This window comes from Indiicoccus explosivorum (assembly GCF_002167005.1).
Lineage (GTDB): Bacteria > Bacillota > Bacilli > Bacillales_A > Planococcaceae > Indiicoccus > Indiicoccus explosivorum.
In genome coordinates, this window is sequence record NZ_NHTN01000019.1 from 36,423 (window position 1) to 52,343 (window position 15,921).

Below are 15,921 nucleotides of genomic sequence, written 5' to 3' on the forward strand. Positions count from 1 at the left end.
AGGTTTCCCTTATGCAAGAAGCAAAAGCTGTTGCCAGAACAGTACGTATTGCTCCTCGTAAAGTTCGCCTAGTAGTCGATTTAATCCGAGGCAAGCAAGTCGGCGAAGCTGTAGCAATCCTGAAGCATACGCCTAAAGCGGCATCCCTCGTGGTGGAGAAGCTTCTGATGTCTGCTGCTGCCAACGCTGAACATAACTATGAAATGGACGCGAATAACCTCGTAATCAGCAAGGTTTTCGTTGACGAAGGACCGACACTGAAGCGTTTCCGTCCGCGTGCTATGGGACGTGCGAGCGCAATCAACAAACGTACAAGCCACATCACGATCGTGGTATCTGAAAAGAAGGAGGGATAATTCGTGGGTCAAAAAGTACATCCTAATGGGTTGCGTGTAGGAATCATTCGTGACTGGGAATCGAAATGGTATGCTGAAAAGGATTATGCGACACTTCTCCATGAAGATCTGCGTGTCCGTGAATATATCGACAGCCGTCTGAAAGACGCTTCTGTCTCAAAAGTGGAGATTGAGCGCGCTGCAAATCGCGTGAATATCACCGTTCACACTGCGAAACCGGGTATGGTGATCGGGAAAGGCGGTTCAGAAGTTGAAGCGCTCCGCAAATCTCTGAATGCCCTTACTGGTAAGAGAGTCCACATCAACATCGTAGAAGTGAAAAGAGCTGACCTGGATGCGAAACTGGTTGCTGAAGGAATTGCACGTCAGCTGGAAAACCGTGTGTCTTTCCGCCGTGCACAGAAACAAGCGATCCAGCGTACGATCCGTGCAGGTGCACAAGGGGTCAGAACACAGGTTTCAGGCCGTCTTGGCGGTGCTGATATTGCCCGTGCAGAACATTACAGTGAAGGAACTGTTCCGCTCCATACACTCCGTGCTGACATCGATTATGCACATGCTGAAGCAGATACCACTTATGGTAAGCTCGGCGTTAAAGTATGGATCTACCGCGGTGAAGTCCTTCCTACTAAGAATAAGAAGAACTCTGAGGAAGGAGGCAAATAATTATGTTGATGCCTAAGCGCGTGAAACACCGTCGAGAGCACCGCGGAAAAATGCGCGGAGAAGCGAAAGGCGGCAAAGAAGTAGCATTCGGCGAGTTCGGTCTGCAGGCAACTGAAGCTGCATGGATCACCAACCGTCAAATTGAGTCTGCCCGTATCGCGATGACACGTTATATGAAACGTGGCGGTAAAGTGTGGATCAAGATTTTCCCGCACAAGCCATATACAAAAAAGCCTCTTGAAGTCCGGATGGGTTCCGGTAAAGGTTCTCCTGAAGGCTGGGTAGCAGTTGTAAAGCCGGGTAAAGTCATGTTTGAAATTGCCGGCGTATCGGAAGAGGTCGCACGTGAGGCGCTCCGTCTCGCTTCCCACAAACTTCCAATCAAAAGTAAGTTCGTAAAACGCGAAGAAATTGGTGGTGAATCGAATGAAAGCTAATGAAATCCGTGACTTGACCACTGCTGAAATCGAACAACAAGTGAAATCACTGAAAGAAGAGCTTTTCAACCTTCGCTTCCAATTAGCGACAGGGCAGTTGGAGAACACCGCCCGCATCCGTGAAGTTCGCAAAGCGATCGCACGAATGAAAACTGTAATTCGTGAAAGAGAAATCAACGGCAATAACCGATAAAACGAGAGGAGGTTTGCAAGTATGACTGAGCGTAACAAACGCAAAGTATACACAGGCCGCGTTGTATCCGACAAAATGGACAAAACTGTCACAGTAATGGTCGAGACACATAAAAAGCACAAGCTTTACGGCAAACGCGTGAAGTACTCCAAAAAGTTCAAGGCTCATGACGAGCAGAATGAAGCACGGGTAGGGGACGTAGTACGTATCATGGAAACTCGCCCGCTGTCCGCTACAAAGCGCTTCCGCCTTGTAGAAGTTGTAGAAAAAGCGGTTATTATCTAAACCAAACTAATCTATTTCGGAAACGATTTTTTTCCGGAGGGAGGTAACGCAGATGATTCAACAGGAAAGCCGTTTGAAGGTGGCTGATAACTCCGGTGCTCGTGAGGTGCTGGCAATTAAAGTGCTGGGCGGATCCGGACGGAAGACAGCCAATATCGGTGATGTAATCGTATGTACAGTGAAGAAAGCAACACCTGGCGGCGTTGTCAAAAAAGGTGATGTGGTGAAAGCTGTAATCGTACGGACAAAAAGCGGTGCCCGCCGTAAGGATGGCACATACATCAAGTTCGATGAAAATGCATGTGTAATTATCCGTGAGGACAAAGGACCGCGCGGAACTCGTATTTTTGGACCTGTGGCACGCGAACTTCGTGACAATAACTTCATGAAAATCGTTTCACTTGCTCCTGAAGTTCTTTAATAAATTCCAGTGCCATATCAAGGAGGTGCGACAGAATGCATGTTAAAAAAGGCGATAAAGTAATGGTCATCTCCGGGAAAGATAAAGGGAAGACCGGTGAAGTGCTGACTGCTTACCCGAAAAATGACCGTGTCATCGTAGAAGGCGTCAACATCATCAAGAAACACACGAAACCGAATCAGGCAAACCCACAGGGCGGAATCGTCAATCGGGAAGCTGCAATCCATGTTTCAAATGTTATGGTCGTTGACCCTAAATCCGGCGAGCCGACTCGTGTAGGATACAAGATTGAAGATGGCAAAAAAGTTCGTGTTGCAAAAAAATCCGGAACTGTTCTGGATAAATAATTTTTCTGAATGAAGGGAGGTATACACATGAACCGCCTCAAAGAGAAGTACAACAAAGAAATCACTCCTGCTCTCATGAGCAAGTTCAATTATGAATCTGTCATGCAGGCACCGAAAGTTGAAAAGATCGTAATCAACATGGGTGTCGGTGAAGCAGTCCAAAATGCGAAAGCGCTCGATACAGCAGTTGAAGAACTGCAGACGATAGCTGGTCAGAAACCAGTAGTTACAAAAGCGAAGAAATCCATCGCCGGTTTCCGCCTGCGTGAAGGTATGCCAATCGGAGCGAAAGTCACACTGCGCGGCGAGCGTATGTACGATTTCCTCGACAAACTGATTGCAGTTGCCCTTCCACGTGTGCGTGACTTCCGCGGTGTATCGAAAAAATCATTCGACGGGCGCGGCAACTACACGCTTGGCGTGAAAGAACAGCTGATCTTCCCTGAAATCGATTATGATAAAGTATCTAAAGTGCGCGGAATGGATATCGTAATTGTTACAACAGCGAACACGGACGAAGAAGCCCGCGAACTGCTGACACAATTCGGAATGCCGTTCCAAAAGTAAATCAAAGGGAGGCGTAAACGTGGCTAAAAAATCGATGATCGTGAAACAGCAGCGCCCGCAGAAGTTTAAAGTGCAGGAGTATTCCCGCTGTGAACGTTGCGGACGTCCACACTCAGTGATACGCAAATTCAAACTTTGCCGTATCTGTTTCCGTGAACTTGCATACAAGGGACAAATTCCTGGCGTTAAAAAAGCCAGCTGGTAATCCCCTATATTGGGAAGGAGGTAAATGTAATGACAATGACTGATCCGATTGCAGATATGCTGACACGCATCCGCAACGCCAACATGGTTCGTCACGAGAAATTGGAGCTTCCGGCTTCTAACCTGAAAAAAGACATCGCTGAAATTCTGAAGCGTGAAGGGTTCGTCCGTGATGTTGAATATGTTGAAGATGACAAGCAAGGCATCATCCGTATTTTCCTGAAGTACGGTTCAAACAACGAACGTGTAATCACTGGACTGAAGCGTATTTCGAAACCAGGTCTTCGTGTTTACGCCAGAACAAACGAAGTGCCACGGGTCCTTAACGGCCTCGGAATCGCACTTGTATCCACATCACAAGGTCTGCTTACAGATAAAGAAGCCCGCGCGAAGCAAATCGGCGGCGAAATCGTAGCTTACGTTTGGTAAGAAGCGACAAACGAACGGAGGTGTAACAGAATGTCACGTGTAGGTAAAAAACCAATTGAAGTTCCGGCTGGCGTAACAGTTACTGTCGGAGACGAGAATGTAGTGACAGTCAAAGGCCCGAAAGGTGAATTGACTCGCACATTCAATACAGATATCACAATTCAGCAGGAAGATAACATCATCACATTGGTGCGTCCTTCTGAATCAAAAGAACATCGCACAATCCATGGAACAACCCGTGCATTGCTTGCGAACATGGTACATGGTGTATCAGAAGGCTTTGAACGTGCGCTTGAACTGGTCGGTGTCGGTTACCGTGCGCAGCTGCAGGGCAAAAAACTGATTCTGAACGTCGGTTACTCTCATCCGGTTGAATTCACTCCGGAAGAAGGGCTCGATATTGAAGTCCCGGCAAACACACGCGTAGTTGTAAAAGGTATCGATAAAGAACGTGTCGGTGCACTTGCTTCCAATATCCGCGAAGTACGCCCGCCAGAGCCTTACAAAGGCAAAGGAATTCGTTACGAAGGCGAACGTGTACGCCGTAAAGAAGGTAAAACAGGGAAATAATGCCGCGCAGGCAAGCTGAAAGGAGTGACCCCCAGTGATTACGAAACAAGACAAAAACGAAACGCGTAAGAAACGCCATGCCCGTGTCCGTTCGAAGATTACCGGCACTGCTGAACGTCCTCGTCTGAACGTATTCCGTTCAAACAAGCACATTTATGCACAGCTGATCGATGACACTCGTGGTGTAACGCTTGTGAGCGCTTCAACAGTCGATAAAGAATTCGAAAGCGATTCGAACAGCAATGCAGAAGCAGCTGCGAAAGTCGGCGAAGCAATTGCAAAGCGGGCAGCTGAACAAGGTCTGAAATCTGTTGTTTTCGACCGTGGAGGCTACCTCTATCACGGACGCGTAAAAGCTTTGGCTGAAGCAGCACGCGAAAATGGACTGGAATTTTAAAAGAAGGAGGGAATCATTTCATGCGTCGTAATGACCCAAGAGATCAAGAATTTGAAGAGCGCGTAGTTACGATCAACCGTGTCGCGAAAGTCGTGAAAGGCGGACGCCGTTTCCGTTTTTCTGCATTGGTTGTCGTAGGCGATAAAAATGGCCGCGTCGGTTTCGGTACTGGGAAAGCACAGGAAGTACCAGAAGCAATCCGAAAAGCGGTGGAAGATGCGAAAAAACATTTGGTTGAAGTTCCAATGGTCAAAGGAACGACTCCTCACGAAGTTATCGGTCACTTTGGTGCCGGCAGCATCCTTATCAAACCTGCTTCGGCTGGTACAGGAGTAATCGCAGGCGGCCCGGTACGTGCGGTACTCGAACTTGCCGGGATCACTGATATCCTGTCCAAGTCACTTGGCTCCAACACGCCGATCAACATGGTCCGTGCTACAATGGACGGCTTGAAACAGCTGAAACGAGCTGAGGATGTCGCGAAACTCCGCGGCAAATCAGTGGAAGAACTGTTAGGATAAGGAGGGAATCACAATGGCGACTACACTGGAAATTACCCTCACTAAAAGCGTAATCGGTTCAAAACCGGCACAGCGCAAAACTGTGCAGGCACTCGGACTGCGCAAAATGCACCAGACAGTTGAGCACAGCGATAACCCGGCTATCCGGGGCATGATTGAAAAAGTTGCTCACCTTGTAACTGTCAAAGAAGTTTAATCGTATATTCTCAATAAAGGAGGTGCCAATTCTATGAAACTGCATGAATTAAAACCGGCTGAAGGATCCCGCGGAGTAAGAAAGCGTGTAGGCCGCGGTATTGCATCAGGTAACGGGAAAACAGCAGGAAAAGGTCATAAAGGACAGAAAGCCCGCTCTGGCGGTGGCGTACGTCCTGGTTTTGAAGGTGGTCAGAATCCTTTGTTCCGCCGTTTGCCGAAACGCGGCTTTACCAACATCAACCGCAAAGAATACGCGGTCGTGAACCTCGAAACGCTGAACCGTTTTGATGAAGGGACGGAAGTGACTCCTGCTCTCCTGATCGAGACAGGTGTGGTCAGCAATGCGAAAGCCGGAATTAAAATTCTCGGTAATGGCAATCTGGAAAAGAAACTGACGGTGAAAGCCAACAAGTTCTCTGGATCTGCTAAAGAAGCAATCGAAGCTGCCGGCGGCCAAGCCGAGGTGGTTTAATGTTCCAGACAATCTCCAATTTTATGCGCGTGCGTGATATTCGAGACAAAATTATTTTCACTTTACTGATGCTCGTCATTTTCAGGATCGGGACATTCATTCCGGTTCCGAATGTCGACGCAGAGGTCCTGCAGGCGACCGACCAGGCAAGCCTAATCGGTTTCCTTAATACATTCGGCGGTGGGGCTCTCATCAACTTCTCAATTTTGGCGATGGGGATCATGCCTTACATCACCGCCTCCATTATCGTTCAGCTCTTGCAAATGGATGTTGTTCCGAAGTTCACCGAGTGGGCAAAGCAAGGGGAAGTCGGAAGGCGGAAGCTTGCTCAGTTCACACGTTACTTCACCATCGTCCTTGCCTTTCTGCAGGCTTTGGGTATGTCTTATGGATTCAACCGCTTATACGGCGGAACACTTATCCAGGACGATACGATTCTGACATACATTGTTATTGCAATCGTACTCACGGCCGGAACTGCGTTTCTGATGTGGCTCGGTGAGCAGATCACTGCAAAAGGCGTCGGAAATGGAATTTCCATTATCATTTTCGCCGGTCTTGTCGCGGCTGTGCCGAATGCCATCAATCAATTGTATGCCCAGCAGATTGAAGGGGCGGAAGACCAGCTGGTGATCAATCTTGCGATTTTGGCATTGTTGGCATTGGCGGTCGTTGCCATCACTGTATTCGTAATTTACGTTCAGCAGGCGCTGCGTAAAATCCCGATCCAGTATGCAAAACGTGTAGCAGGACGCGGTCAGACGACCGGCGGCCAAGCAACACACCTGCCATTGAAAGTAAACGCGGCGGGAGTTATCCCGGTAATCTTCGCGGTGGCTTTTATCATCACTCCGCAGACCCTTGCCACTTTCTTTGGATCCAATACATTTACTGATGCGATTCAGCGGACGTTCGATTATACGGAGCCGGTCGGCATGCTGATCTATGTGGCTCTTATTATCGCCTTTACGTATTTCTATGCGTTTATCCAAGTGAATCCTGAAAATGTAGCGGACAATCTGAAAAAGCAGGGGGCTTACATTCCGGGAATCCGGCCGGGTAAAAATACGCAAAACTATTTAACATCTGTGCTTTACCGGCTGACATTCGTCGGTGCTATCTTTCTGGCGGTCATTTCCATCCTTCCGATTTTCTTTATTAATTTCATGGGGCTGCCGCAATCCGCCCAGATCGGCGGTACGGGCCTTCTGATTGTAGTCGGGGTGGCGCTGGAAACGATGAAACAGCTCGAATCGCAAATGGTGAAGCGTCATTACAAAGGCTTTATGAAATAAGTGAGTGGACAGGGCGGCGCACCGGCGCCCCTTGTTCAGTTGTCTGAGGGGGCAAACGTATGAACATCGTATTAATGGGTCTGCCAGGTGCCGGGAAAGGCACGCAGGCCGATAAGATCATTGAAAAGTACGACATCCCTCATATTTCAACAGGCGATATGTTCCGTGCCGCGATGAAAGAGGAGACGGAACTTGGCTTGAAAGCAAAATCATTTATGGACAAAGGTGAACTGGTCCCGGACGAAGTAACAATCGGCATTGTCCGTGAGCGTCTGAGTAAACCGGATTGCGAAAAAGGCTTTTTGCTGGACGGCTTTCCGCGAACAGTTCCTCAAGCTGAAGCGCTTGAAGCTCTTCTTGCTGAAATGGGGAGAAGAGTTGAGCATGTCGTAAATATCCAAGTTGACCAGGATGAATTGGTGACCCGTTTGACGGGCCGCCGGATCTGCCAGCAGTGCGGTGCAACGTATCACGTCGTTTTCAATCCGCCAAAAGTGGAAGGAATCTGCGATCGTGACGGCGGAACACTTTACCAGCGGGCAGACGATAATCCGGAGACGGTGAAGAACCGCCTTGAAGTGAATATCCAGCAGACACAGCCGCTGCTCGATTTCTATGCAAGTAAAGGCGTTCTGGCGAATATAAACGGGCAGCAGGATATCCAGGAAGTGTTTGCTGACATCGATGCTCTTCTGACAAGCGGCCGGAACTGATTCTTCAGATTACCGGGCAGCAGCTAGGCTGACGCCGCTTGGGGTAAGGGGATTGAAGCGATTTCTCCGGGAGCTGCAAAAGCGTAGGTTGTGCCCGGTATATGAGACCGTGCTGTTTGGGGCTGCATGCCGTGTCTGAGCCGTGCAATTCGGTAGTGAGGCAGGTATAATGGGTTTCGCGGAAGCATCTGTGTAACAGATTTGGAACTCATCCAAATTGCATGTTATGCTTATCAATCAGCAAATACCGTTTGACGATGAGAACCTGATTTGTATACAGAAGGGAGACTGAGTCGATGGCAAAAGACGATGTAATCGAAATTGAAGGGACAGTCGTAGAGACGCTCCCCAATGCGATGTTCAAAGTGGAACTGGAAAATGGCCATACGATTCTTGCGCATGTTTCAGGCAAGATCCGTATGCACTTTATCCGAATTCTGCCGGGAGACAAAGTGACTGTGGAACTTTCTCCTTACGATCTGACGCGCGGCCGAATCACATACCGTTTTAAATAATCTTTTGCACTCCGGACTATTAAGGAGGTTGGGTTAGATGAAAGTGAGACCATCGGTTAAGCCTATCTGCGAGAAATGTAAAGTCATTCGCAGACGCGGCAAAGTTATGGTAATCTGTGAAGTTCCTAAACACAAACAAAGACAAGGCTAAACTTAAAGGAGGTGCATGGCGCACATGGCACGTATTGCTGGTGTTGACATTCCGCGCGATAAACGCGTAGTCATTTCATTGACGTATATTTATGGAGTTGGGAAAACGACTGCACAGAAAGTTCTGGCGGCTGCAGATGTATCGGAAGATACGCGTGTACGCGATCTGACGGACAATGAGCTTGACCGCATCCGTGAACAGCTGGACCAGTACAGAATCGAGGGTGACCTCCGCCGTGAAGTTTCAATGAACATCAAACGCCTGATGGAAATTGCAAGCTTCCGTGGAATCCGCCATCGCCGCGGGCTTCCTGTTCGCGGACAGAACACGAAAAACAATGCACGTACCCGTAAAGGGCCGCGTAAAACTGTTGCAAACAAGAAAAAGTAATCAGTAAAGGAGGTTTCATTTTAGTATGGCACGCAGACAACAAACTCGTAAGCGTCGTGTGAAAAAGAATATCGAGTCCGGTATTGCTCACATCCGCTCAACTTTCAACAACACTATTGTCACAATCACTGATATGCAGGGGAATGCCCTTTCATGGTCAAGTGCCGGAGCACTCGGATTCCGCGGTTCCCGTAAATCCACTCCGTTCGCTGCCCAGATGGCTGCTGAAACTGCTGCAAAAGCTTCCATGGAACATGGCCTGAGAACACTTGAAGTAACAGTGAAAGGTCCCGGGTCCGGACGAGAAGCTGCAATCCGGGCACTGCAGGCTGCAGGTCTTGAAGTAACAGCGATCAAAGACGTTACACCTGTACCGCACAATGGTTGCCGTCCGCCGAAACGCCGCCGCGTATAGTCGTTTGTCTGGACCGGATTGCGGATCGCTTAATCAGTCAGCTCCGAAAAGTCTTGAGAAACGAACTATTACCGACGTTTTGAAGGAGGGTAAACTGAATGCTCGAAATCGAAAAACCAAAGATTGAAACGGTTGAAACCAGTGACGATTCCAAATTCGGCAAATTCGTCGTCGAGCCGCTTGAGCGCGGATATGGTACGACATTAGGAAACTCCTTGCGTCGGATCCTGCTGTCTTCTCTGCCAGGCGCTGCTGTCACCTCCATTCAGATTGAAGGCGTACTTCATGAATTCTCCGCTATTGAAGGTGTAGAAGAAGATGTGGCTTCCATCATTCTGAATGTAAAGAAACTTGCACTGAAGATTTACTCTGACGAAGAAAAAGTCATTGAAATCGACGTGAAAGGTGATGGGATTGTAACGGCTGCAGATATCACACATGATAGTGACGTGGAAATTCTGAATCCGGATCTGTATATCGCAACACTCGGCAAGAATGGTCACCTGCGCATGCGTATGTATGCCGGACGCGGACGCGGTTATGCACGTCCTGACCAGAACAAGCGTGAAGATCTTCCGATTGGCGTCATTCCGATCGACTCTATTTACACTCCGGTGTCGCGCGTGAATTTCCAGGTGGAAAACACCCGCGTCGGTCAGCTGTCGGATTTCGACAAACTGACTTTTGATGTGTGGACAGATGGCAGCATCGGCCCGAAAGATGCAATTGCACTCGGTGCAAAAATTCTTACGGAACATCTGAACATTTTCGTCGGACTTACCGATGAGGCACAGACGGCTGAAATCATGGTGGAAAAAGAAGAGGATCAGAAAGAGAAAGTGCTCGAGATGACCATCGAAGAGCTCGATCTGTCTGTCCGTTCTTATAACTGTCTGAAGCGCGCTGGCATCAACACGGTGCATGAGCTCGCGAATAAGTCAGAAGAAGACATGATGAAAGTACGCAACCTCGGCCGCAAGTCTCTCGAGGAAGTTAAAGTGAAACTTGAAGATCTGGGACTCGGACTGCGCAAAGAAGATTGAGCAAACCGATACCGGAGATAACTATAAAGGAGGGAAACTTCGATGAGAAAGCTTGGACGTACAAGTTCTCAGCGGAAGGCACTTTTGCGTGACCTGACAACAGACTTGATCGTACATGAGCGCATTCAGACGACGGAAGCCCGTGCAAAAGAATTGCGTTCGACTGTCGAAAAAATGATTACGCTTGGTAAGCGCGGAGACCTTCATGCTCGCCGTCAAGCAGCGGCTTATATCCGCCGTGAAACTGTTACAACAACAGACGACGCCGGAGAAGAGAACACTGTTTTTGCACTGCAGAAACTGTTCGATGACGTTGCCCCGCGTTACGCAGACCGCCAGGGCGGATACACACGTATCCTGAAATTGGGCCAGCGCCGCGGCGATGGAGCACCGGTAGTCATTATCGAATTGGTTTAATCGATGAGAAGGAGGGCTCGGAACGGCATCGTGCCTGCCAGCCCTCTTCTTTTCAAAGCAAGGTATTTATACGACGACAGAAAAGCTGAGCGTTATGATGAACGGGCCATAAGGCAGCGTTTCGTCTAGCTCTCCGCACCCCATTCACTGGCCGGCTTAAGCAACCGGTCAGCCATAGACAAAAAGCGCATTTCGTGAATGGGGTGCGCGCTTTTTTTATTTGTTTTACAAATCAGAGCTTGGTTGAGTAGAGTGGAGAATAGAAGGAGGCGAGCTGAGTGAAAACGGATATTTTGTCATTTGAACATGTGACATTTACATATAATCGCGAAAGCGCTCCGGCCCTTGAAGACGTTTCCTTTTCGGTGCAGGATGGGGAATGGATCGCCATTGTCGGCCATAATGGTTCCGGAAAATCGACTGGAGCTAAATTGATGAGCGGGTTGCTGTTTCCGCAAGAGGGCAGGGTCTCTGTGCTGGGGGATGAGTTGACCGAGCAAAATTTGTGGGATAAGCGCTCAAAAATGGGGATGGTGTTCCAGAATCCGGACAACCAGTTTGTCGGTGCTACCGTACAGGACGATGTCGCTTTTGCGCTTGAGAATAATGGGGTGCCGCACAATGAAATGGTTGAACGGGTGCAAGGCGCTCTGCAGAAAGTGGGCATGGCGGATTACTTGAACCATGAACCGCATCACTTGTCGGGCGGGCAGAAGCAGCGTGTGGCTATTGCAGGCGCACTTGCTCTGCGGCCGCGTCTGCTGATTCTGGATGAAGCGACTTCCATGCTGGATCCCCGGGGCAGGGCGGAAGTGATCCAGACTATACAGGAACTCCGTACAGACAGCCGGCTGACGGTTCTGTCCATTACCCACGATTTGGAGGAGGCCTTGCTGGCCGACCGGATTCTTGTGCTGAATAAAGGAAGGAAATATAAAGAAGGCACACCGGACGAGGTGTTTTCCGCCGGAAGCCGTCTAGAGGAAATGGGTCTCGATCTGCCGTTTGCAATGCGGATGAGCCGCCTCATAAGTCGGGAAGGGATTCCGCTTCCGGGGGAACCTATGTCAGAGCAGGAGCTGATAGAAGCGCTATGGAAATTGAACTTCAGCAAGTAGCATACAGCTATGCGAAAGATACACCGTTTGAAAAACAGGCGCTCGCCGATGTGTCGCTGAAAATCCCGTCCGGATCTTACACGGCGATCATCGGTCATACCGGTTCCGGCAAATCAACGGTGCTCCAGCACCTGAATGCCCTGCTCCGGCCGACAGCCGGCAGAGTGGTCATCGGCTCCCAAACGATTGAGGCAGGCACGAAAGCGAAAAACTTGAGGGAGATTCGCCGGAAAGTCGGCATTGTCTTTCAGTTTCCGGAACAGCAGCTGTTTGAGGAAACAGTCCTGAAGGATATCATGTTCGGACCGCTTAATTACGGCGTTCCGGAAGATGAAGCCGAACAGCGGGCGGTCCGGCTCATTCATCAGCTGGGTCTTCCCGAAGAGACGCTGTTGAAATCCCCGTTTGATTTATCAGGCGGTCAGATGCGGCGTGTGGCAATCGCCGGAGTGCTGGCAATGGAGCCGGAAGTGCTGGTCCTGGATGAGCCGACAGCCGGGCTGGATCCGAAGGGACGCCAGGAAATCATGGATTTGTTTTATAAGCTTCACCAGGAGAAAGGGCATACGACCGTGCTCGTCACTCACAGTATGGAAGATGCCGCCCGCTATGCGGATCAAGTAGCGGTTATGCACAAAGGCACCTGTGTGCTCACAGGGCAGACAGAGGAAGTGTTCGCGTCGGCAGCGCAGCTTGCGGAATTCGGTTTAGAACAACCGCGTCCAGTTCAGATGCAGCACCGATTTGAGGCAAAAGTCGGCAAGAAACTGCAGGGGATTTGCCTGACCGAGGAGAGCCTGGCGGAAGCGATCGCTTCTGCGCTCCGTAATGGAGGGAATACGCCATGATGGAAAAAATGATCTTCGGGCGTTATATTCCGGGCGACTCTTTCGTACATCAGCTGGATCCCCGTGCGAAGATTCTCTTTGTGTTCCTGTTCATCGCTGTCGTTTTTATCGCCAACAATGCAGTGACATACGCCTTGCTTCTTGCTTTTACACTGCTGGTGATCGTGTTATCGAAAATTCGGCTGTATTTCCTGATTAACGGATTAAAACCTGTCCTCATCCTTTTGATTTTCACTTTCCTGCTGCATATCTTCTTTACCAGAGAAGGGGACGTGCTGCTGGAAATCGGATTTATTGAAGTGTACGAAGAAGGGCTCCGGCAGGGAATTTTCATTTCCATCCGCTTTCTCGTACTGGTGTTCATCACCAGCATCCTGACGCTGACAACATCCCCGATCTCAATCACGGATGGCACAGAAGTGCTGCTTCATCCGTTCAAACGGCTGAAACTTCCGGTCCACGAATTGGCGCTGATGATGTCGATATCGCTCAGGTTCATTCCGACACTGATGGATGAGACGGGTAAAATTCTAAAGGCACAGACAGCCAGGGGGTCGGACATCAGTTCAGGACCGCTGAAAGAAAGGCTGCGCGCCGTGACTCCGCTGCTGATTCCGCTGTTTGTCAGCGCATTCAAGCGGGCGGAGGACTTGGCGACGGCAATGGAAGTGCGCGGTTATCGGGGAGGCGAAGGGCGCACCCGGTACCGCCAGCTCGAATGGGCGGGCCGGGATACCGCTGTTCTGCTCGTGCTCGCCGTATTTGCCGGCCTGCTCTGGTATTTCCGTACTTAAGGAGGGATATAATTGCAGCGAATGAAAGCTGTGATCACTTATGACGGCAGTGGGTTTTCAGGATTTCAAGTGCAGCCGAAAAAACGCACAGTCCAGTCGGTACTGAACCAAGCGCTTGGAAAAATGCATAAAACCTCATCCTTTAATGTGACTGCAAGCGGCCGGACAGATGCCAAAGTCCATGCGCTCGGTCAAGTGATCCATTTTGACACGGAACTTGAAATCCCGGCTGATCGCTGGCCGGTTGCGATCAATACGCTCCTTCCGGCAGATATCCGGGTGCTTTCAGTGGAAAAGGCGACGGCAGATTTCCATGCCCGCTACTCCGCAGTCGGCAAGACGTATCGCTACAAATGGAAAATCAGCAGCATCATCAGTCCGTTCACCCGGAATTTTTTCACTCATCTGCGGGAAAAACCGGACATCCCGGCTATGCGGCAGGCAGTAACAGCCTTCCAGGGGACGCATGACTTTTCGAGCTTCTGTTCCGCAAACACACCCGTTGTCAATAAAGTCCGGACAGTCCATGGAATTTCAATTGAAGAATATGCGGATGAAATCCATTTAGTGATCAGCGGTTCCGGCTTTCTCTACAACATGGTCCGCATTATCGCCGGCACGTTGCTGGAGATTGGAACGGGTGAACGCCGGCCGGAAGAGGCTGCCCGTATTCTCGCCGCTAAGGACCGGGATGCTGCCGGAAAAACAGCCCCGCCGCACGGGCTGTACCTGGAGCGGGTGGAATATAAGGGCTGAAACAACTTTTCCAGGTGTTTTCAGTAAAATGCTTGACTTTCCAACCGGTGTATTATACGATGATATATGGTATTTTATACCCATCCACGATGAGCCCCGGAAACTTATCAGCGAATGGGTCACTGAAAACAGAGCATGATTCAACGGAACTGGATCAGCTTGCACGAGTATTTGAGATGATTATTAGGAGGACATATACATGCGTACAACATTCATGGCTAAAGGTCACGAAGTCGAGCGCAAATGGTACGTAATCGACGCAGAGGGACAGACGCTTGGCCGTCTTGCTTCTGAGGTCGCTTCAATCCTGCGCGGCAAAAACAAACCGACATTCACACCGAACGTTGACACTGGTGATCACGTCATCATCATCAACGCGGAGAAAATCGAACTGACAGGCAAAAAACTGACAGACAAAATCTATTACCGCCACTCACAGCACCCAGGTGGTCTGAAACAGCGGACAGCGCTTGAAATGCGCACCAAGTACCCGACACAGATGCTTGAACTCGCAATCAAAGGCATGCTTCCGAAGAATTCCCTCGGACGCCAGACGTTTAAAAAGCTCCATGTCTATGCTGGAAGCGAGCACAAGCACCAGGCACAGCAGCCGGAAGTTTACGAACTTCGCGGATAATCTTTAAAACCTAGAGGAGGATAAAACCTTGGCACAAGTTCAATATATCGGCACAGGCCGTCGCAAAAGCTCCGTTGCCCGCGTACGTCTCGTACCAGGCGATGGCACTATCACAATCAATAACCGCAGCGCGGAAGACTATATCCCATATGCATCGCTTCGCGAAGTCATCAAGCAGCCGCTTGCAGCTACTGAAACGCTCGGGAGCTATGACATCTTCGTCAATGTGAACGGCGGTGGCTTTACAGGCCAGGCCGGCGCTATCCGTCACGGAATTGCACGCGCACTTCTGCAAGTGGATCCGGATTTCCGTCCGGCACTGAAATCTGCAGGACTGCTCACACGTGATGCCCGCATGAAAGAACGTAAAAAATACGGCCTCAAAGCGGCACGCCGTGCACCACAGTTCTCAAAACGTTAATTCAAAAAACAGCATGCAGGCTGTCCCATCATTCATGGGACAGCCTGTTTTTTTTATGACTGCCTGAACAGTCAAATCAGTGGGCGGTCCGTTCCTTCAAGGGAATTCCGCTTTTCCCGAATGCGGAGTCTTTGGAAACGGGGACGGTTGTAGCGCTGGATCAGGATGAAGGGGATATTGGCCATAAGCGCATAACCTACCATGAACCAGCCCGCCCAGGCCGGATTCCAGAGGAAAAACAAAAAAGATGGCGGAATCAGAAGCCAATGCGTCAGCTCAGCCCGCCGGGATTCAGTGGTGAACCGGTCAAAGTAATCCGCTGAATGTCCCAGGAGCCGCTTTTTT

The 15,921-nt window shown here is 49.8% G+C and carries 30 protein-coding genes; 29 read left to right on the forward strand and 1 reads right to left on the reverse strand.

The window, feature by feature from the left end; genetic code table 11:
- The first annotated feature begins 11 nt into the window (after positions 1 to 11).
- From rplV to rpsI, 29 genes are all read left to right on the forward strand, one after another.
- On the forward strand, positions 12 to 356 hold the full coding sequence (gene rplV / locus CCE92_RS06720) for a 50S ribosomal protein L22 (RefSeq protein WP_088006756.1): 345 nt from the start codon (positions 12 to 14) through the stop codon (positions 354 to 356).
- A gap of 3 nt (positions 357 to 359) precedes the next feature.
- A complete protein-coding gene (gene rpsC / locus CCE92_RS06725) occupies positions 360 to 1,022 on the forward strand; it encodes a 30S ribosomal protein S3 (RefSeq protein ID WP_088006757.1) in 663 nt (220 codons plus the stop codon).
- A 2-nt stretch (positions 1,023 to 1,024) separates the two neighbouring features.
- Positions 1,025 to 1,459, forward strand: coding sequence for a 50S ribosomal protein L16 (rplP, locus tag CCE92_RS06730; RefSeq protein ID WP_088006758.1), 435 nt, complete (start codon positions 1,025 to 1,027; stop codon positions 1,457 to 1,459).
- Positions 1,449 to 1,652, forward strand: coding sequence for a 50S ribosomal protein L29 (gene rpmC / locus CCE92_RS06735; RefSeq protein ID WP_077587655.1), 204 nt, complete (start codon positions 1,449 to 1,451; stop codon positions 1,650 to 1,652). The genes rplP and rpmC overlap by 11 nt, the downstream gene beginning before the upstream one ends.
- 21 nt (positions 1,653 to 1,673) lie before the next feature.
- Positions 1,674 to 1,937 carry a 30S ribosomal protein S17 gene (gene rpsQ, locus CCE92_RS06740; RefSeq protein WP_088006759.1) on the forward strand — a complete coding sequence of 88 codons (264 nt, stop codon included), beginning with the start codon at positions 1,674 to 1,676 and terminating at the stop codon, positions 1,935 to 1,937.
- A gap of 52 nt (positions 1,938 to 1,989) precedes the next feature.
- On the forward strand, positions 1,990 to 2,358 hold the full coding sequence (rplN, locus tag CCE92_RS06745; protein WP_077587657.1) for a 50S ribosomal protein L14: 369 nt from the start codon (positions 1,990 to 1,992) through the stop codon (positions 2,356 to 2,358).
- Positions 2,359 to 2,393: 35 nt separating this feature from the next.
- The gene (rplX, locus tag CCE92_RS06750) at positions 2,394 to 2,705 is read left to right on the forward strand and encodes a 50S ribosomal protein L24 (protein ID WP_088006760.1); all 312 of its coding nucleotides are present in this window, start codon (positions 2,394 to 2,396) and stop codon (positions 2,703 to 2,705) included.
- A gap of 27 nt (positions 2,706 to 2,732) precedes the next feature.
- Complete coding sequence (gene rplE, locus CCE92_RS06755; RefSeq protein WP_088006761.1) at positions 2,733 to 3,272, forward strand: 50S ribosomal protein L5; 540 nt, start codon at positions 2,733 to 2,735, stop codon at positions 3,270 to 3,272.
- A gap of 19 nt (positions 3,273 to 3,291) precedes the next feature.
- Positions 3,292 to 3,477, forward strand: a complete 186-nt coding sequence (locus tag CCE92_RS06760) for a type Z 30S ribosomal protein S14 (RefSeq protein WP_088006762.1) — start codon at positions 3,292 to 3,294, stop codon at positions 3,475 to 3,477.
- Between the two features lie 29 nt (positions 3,478 to 3,506).
- Positions 3,507 to 3,905 (forward strand): 30S ribosomal protein S8, encoded by a 399-nt coding sequence (gene rpsH, locus CCE92_RS06765; RefSeq protein ID WP_088006763.1) that lies wholly within the window; start codon positions 3,507 to 3,509, stop codon positions 3,903 to 3,905.
- 30 nt (positions 3,906 to 3,935) lie between these two features.
- Entirely contained in the window at positions 3,936 to 4,475 is a 540-nt protein-coding gene (rplF, locus tag CCE92_RS06770) for a 50S ribosomal protein L6 (RefSeq protein ID WP_088006764.1), read from the forward strand.
- Between the two features lie 34 nt (positions 4,476 to 4,509).
- On the forward strand, positions 4,510 to 4,872 hold the full coding sequence (rplR, locus tag CCE92_RS06775) for a 50S ribosomal protein L18 (RefSeq protein ID WP_088006765.1): 363 nt from the start codon (positions 4,510 to 4,512) through the stop codon (positions 4,870 to 4,872).
- Positions 4,873 to 4,892: 20 nt separating this feature from the next.
- Positions 4,893 to 5,393 (forward strand): 30S ribosomal protein S5, encoded by a 501-nt coding sequence (rpsE, locus tag CCE92_RS06780; RefSeq protein ID WP_088006766.1) that lies wholly within the window; start codon positions 4,893 to 4,895, stop codon positions 5,391 to 5,393.
- A 13-nt stretch (positions 5,394 to 5,406) separates the two neighbouring features.
- The gene (rpmD, locus tag CCE92_RS06785; RefSeq protein ID WP_088006767.1) at positions 5,407 to 5,589 is read left to right on the forward strand and encodes a 50S ribosomal protein L30; all 183 of its coding nucleotides are present in this window, start codon (positions 5,407 to 5,409) and stop codon (positions 5,587 to 5,589) included.
- A gap of 33 nt (positions 5,590 to 5,622) precedes the next feature.
- Positions 5,623 to 6,063: a 50S ribosomal protein L15 gene (rplO, locus tag CCE92_RS06790; protein WP_088006768.1), complete on the forward strand. Its 441-nt coding sequence runs from the start codon at positions 5,623 to 5,625 to the stop codon at positions 6,061 to 6,063.
- Positions 6,063 to 7,358 (forward strand): preprotein translocase subunit SecY, encoded by a 1,296-nt coding sequence (gene secY, locus CCE92_RS06795; protein WP_088006769.1) that lies wholly within the window; start codon positions 6,063 to 6,065, stop codon positions 7,356 to 7,358. Before rplO ends, secY begins: the two co-directional genes overlap by 1 nt.
- Before the next feature lie 59 nt (positions 7,359 to 7,417).
- Positions 7,418 to 8,071, forward strand: a complete 654-nt coding sequence (locus CCE92_RS06800) for an adenylate kinase (RefSeq protein ID WP_088006770.1) — start codon at positions 7,418 to 7,420, stop codon at positions 8,069 to 8,071.
- Between the two features lie 296 nt (positions 8,072 to 8,367).
- Complete coding sequence (gene infA, locus CCE92_RS06805; protein ID WP_006828950.1) at positions 8,368 to 8,586, forward strand: translation initiation factor IF-1; 219 nt, start codon at positions 8,368 to 8,370, stop codon at positions 8,584 to 8,586.
- 37 nt (positions 8,587 to 8,623) lie between these two features.
- Entirely contained in the window at positions 8,624 to 8,737 is a 114-nt protein-coding gene (gene rpmJ, locus CCE92_RS06810; RefSeq protein WP_088006771.1) for a 50S ribosomal protein L36, read from the forward strand.
- Between the two features lie 24 nt (positions 8,738 to 8,761).
- The gene (gene rpsM / locus CCE92_RS06815) at positions 8,762 to 9,127 is read left to right on the forward strand and encodes a 30S ribosomal protein S13 (protein ID WP_088006772.1); all 366 of its coding nucleotides are present in this window, start codon (positions 8,762 to 8,764) and stop codon (positions 9,125 to 9,127) included.
- 25 nt (positions 9,128 to 9,152) lie between these two features.
- Complete coding sequence (rpsK, locus tag CCE92_RS06820; RefSeq protein ID WP_088006773.1) at positions 9,153 to 9,542, forward strand: 30S ribosomal protein S11; 390 nt, start codon at positions 9,153 to 9,155, stop codon at positions 9,540 to 9,542.
- A 98-nt stretch (positions 9,543 to 9,640) separates the two neighbouring features.
- Positions 9,641 to 10,585, forward strand: a complete 945-nt coding sequence (locus CCE92_RS06825; RefSeq protein WP_088006774.1) for a DNA-directed RNA polymerase subunit alpha — start codon at positions 9,641 to 9,643, stop codon at positions 10,583 to 10,585.
- Positions 10,586 to 10,627: 42 nt separating this feature from the next.
- Positions 10,628 to 11,002 (forward strand): 50S ribosomal protein L17, encoded by a 375-nt coding sequence (gene rplQ, locus CCE92_RS06830; protein WP_088006775.1) that lies wholly within the window; start codon positions 10,628 to 10,630, stop codon positions 11,000 to 11,002.
- A gap of 278 nt (positions 11,003 to 11,280) precedes the next feature.
- Positions 11,281 to 12,120 carry an energy-coupling factor ABC transporter ATP-binding protein gene (locus tag CCE92_RS06835; RefSeq protein WP_088006776.1) on the forward strand — a complete coding sequence of 280 codons (840 nt, stop codon included), beginning with the start codon at positions 11,281 to 11,283 and terminating at the stop codon, positions 12,118 to 12,120.
- Positions 12,096 to 12,968, forward strand: coding sequence for an energy-coupling factor ABC transporter ATP-binding protein (locus CCE92_RS06840; protein ID WP_088006777.1), 873 nt, complete (start codon positions 12,096 to 12,098; stop codon positions 12,966 to 12,968). Before CCE92_RS06835 ends, CCE92_RS06840 begins: the two co-directional genes overlap by 25 nt.
- Complete coding sequence (locus CCE92_RS06845) at positions 12,965 to 13,762, forward strand: energy-coupling factor transporter transmembrane component T family protein (protein WP_088006778.1); 798 nt, start codon at positions 12,965 to 12,967, stop codon at positions 13,760 to 13,762. Before CCE92_RS06840 ends, CCE92_RS06845 begins: the two co-directional genes overlap by 4 nt.
- Positions 13,763 to 13,783: 21 nt before the next feature.
- Complete coding sequence (gene truA, locus CCE92_RS06850) at positions 13,784 to 14,518, forward strand: tRNA pseudouridine(38-40) synthase TruA (protein WP_338152463.1); 735 nt, start codon at positions 13,784 to 13,786, stop codon at positions 14,516 to 14,518.
- Between the two features lie 199 nt (positions 14,519 to 14,717).
- Positions 14,718 to 15,155, forward strand: a complete 438-nt coding sequence (gene rplM, locus CCE92_RS06855; protein WP_088006780.1) for a 50S ribosomal protein L13 — start codon at positions 14,718 to 14,720, stop codon at positions 15,153 to 15,155.
- Between the two features lie 28 nt (positions 15,156 to 15,183).
- On the forward strand, positions 15,184 to 15,576 hold the full coding sequence (gene rpsI, locus CCE92_RS06860) for a 30S ribosomal protein S9 (protein ID WP_088006781.1): 393 nt from the start codon (positions 15,184 to 15,186) through the stop codon (positions 15,574 to 15,576).
- 71 nt (positions 15,577 to 15,647) lie between these two features.
- On the opposite strand, the gene CCE92_RS15950 is transcribed toward rpsI, so the two are convergent.
- A partial coding sequence (locus CCE92_RS15950; RefSeq protein WP_479459114.1) for a glycosyl-4,4'-diaponeurosporenoate acyltransferase CrtO family protein occupies positions 15,648 to 15,921 on the reverse strand: 274 nt, incomplete at its 5' end.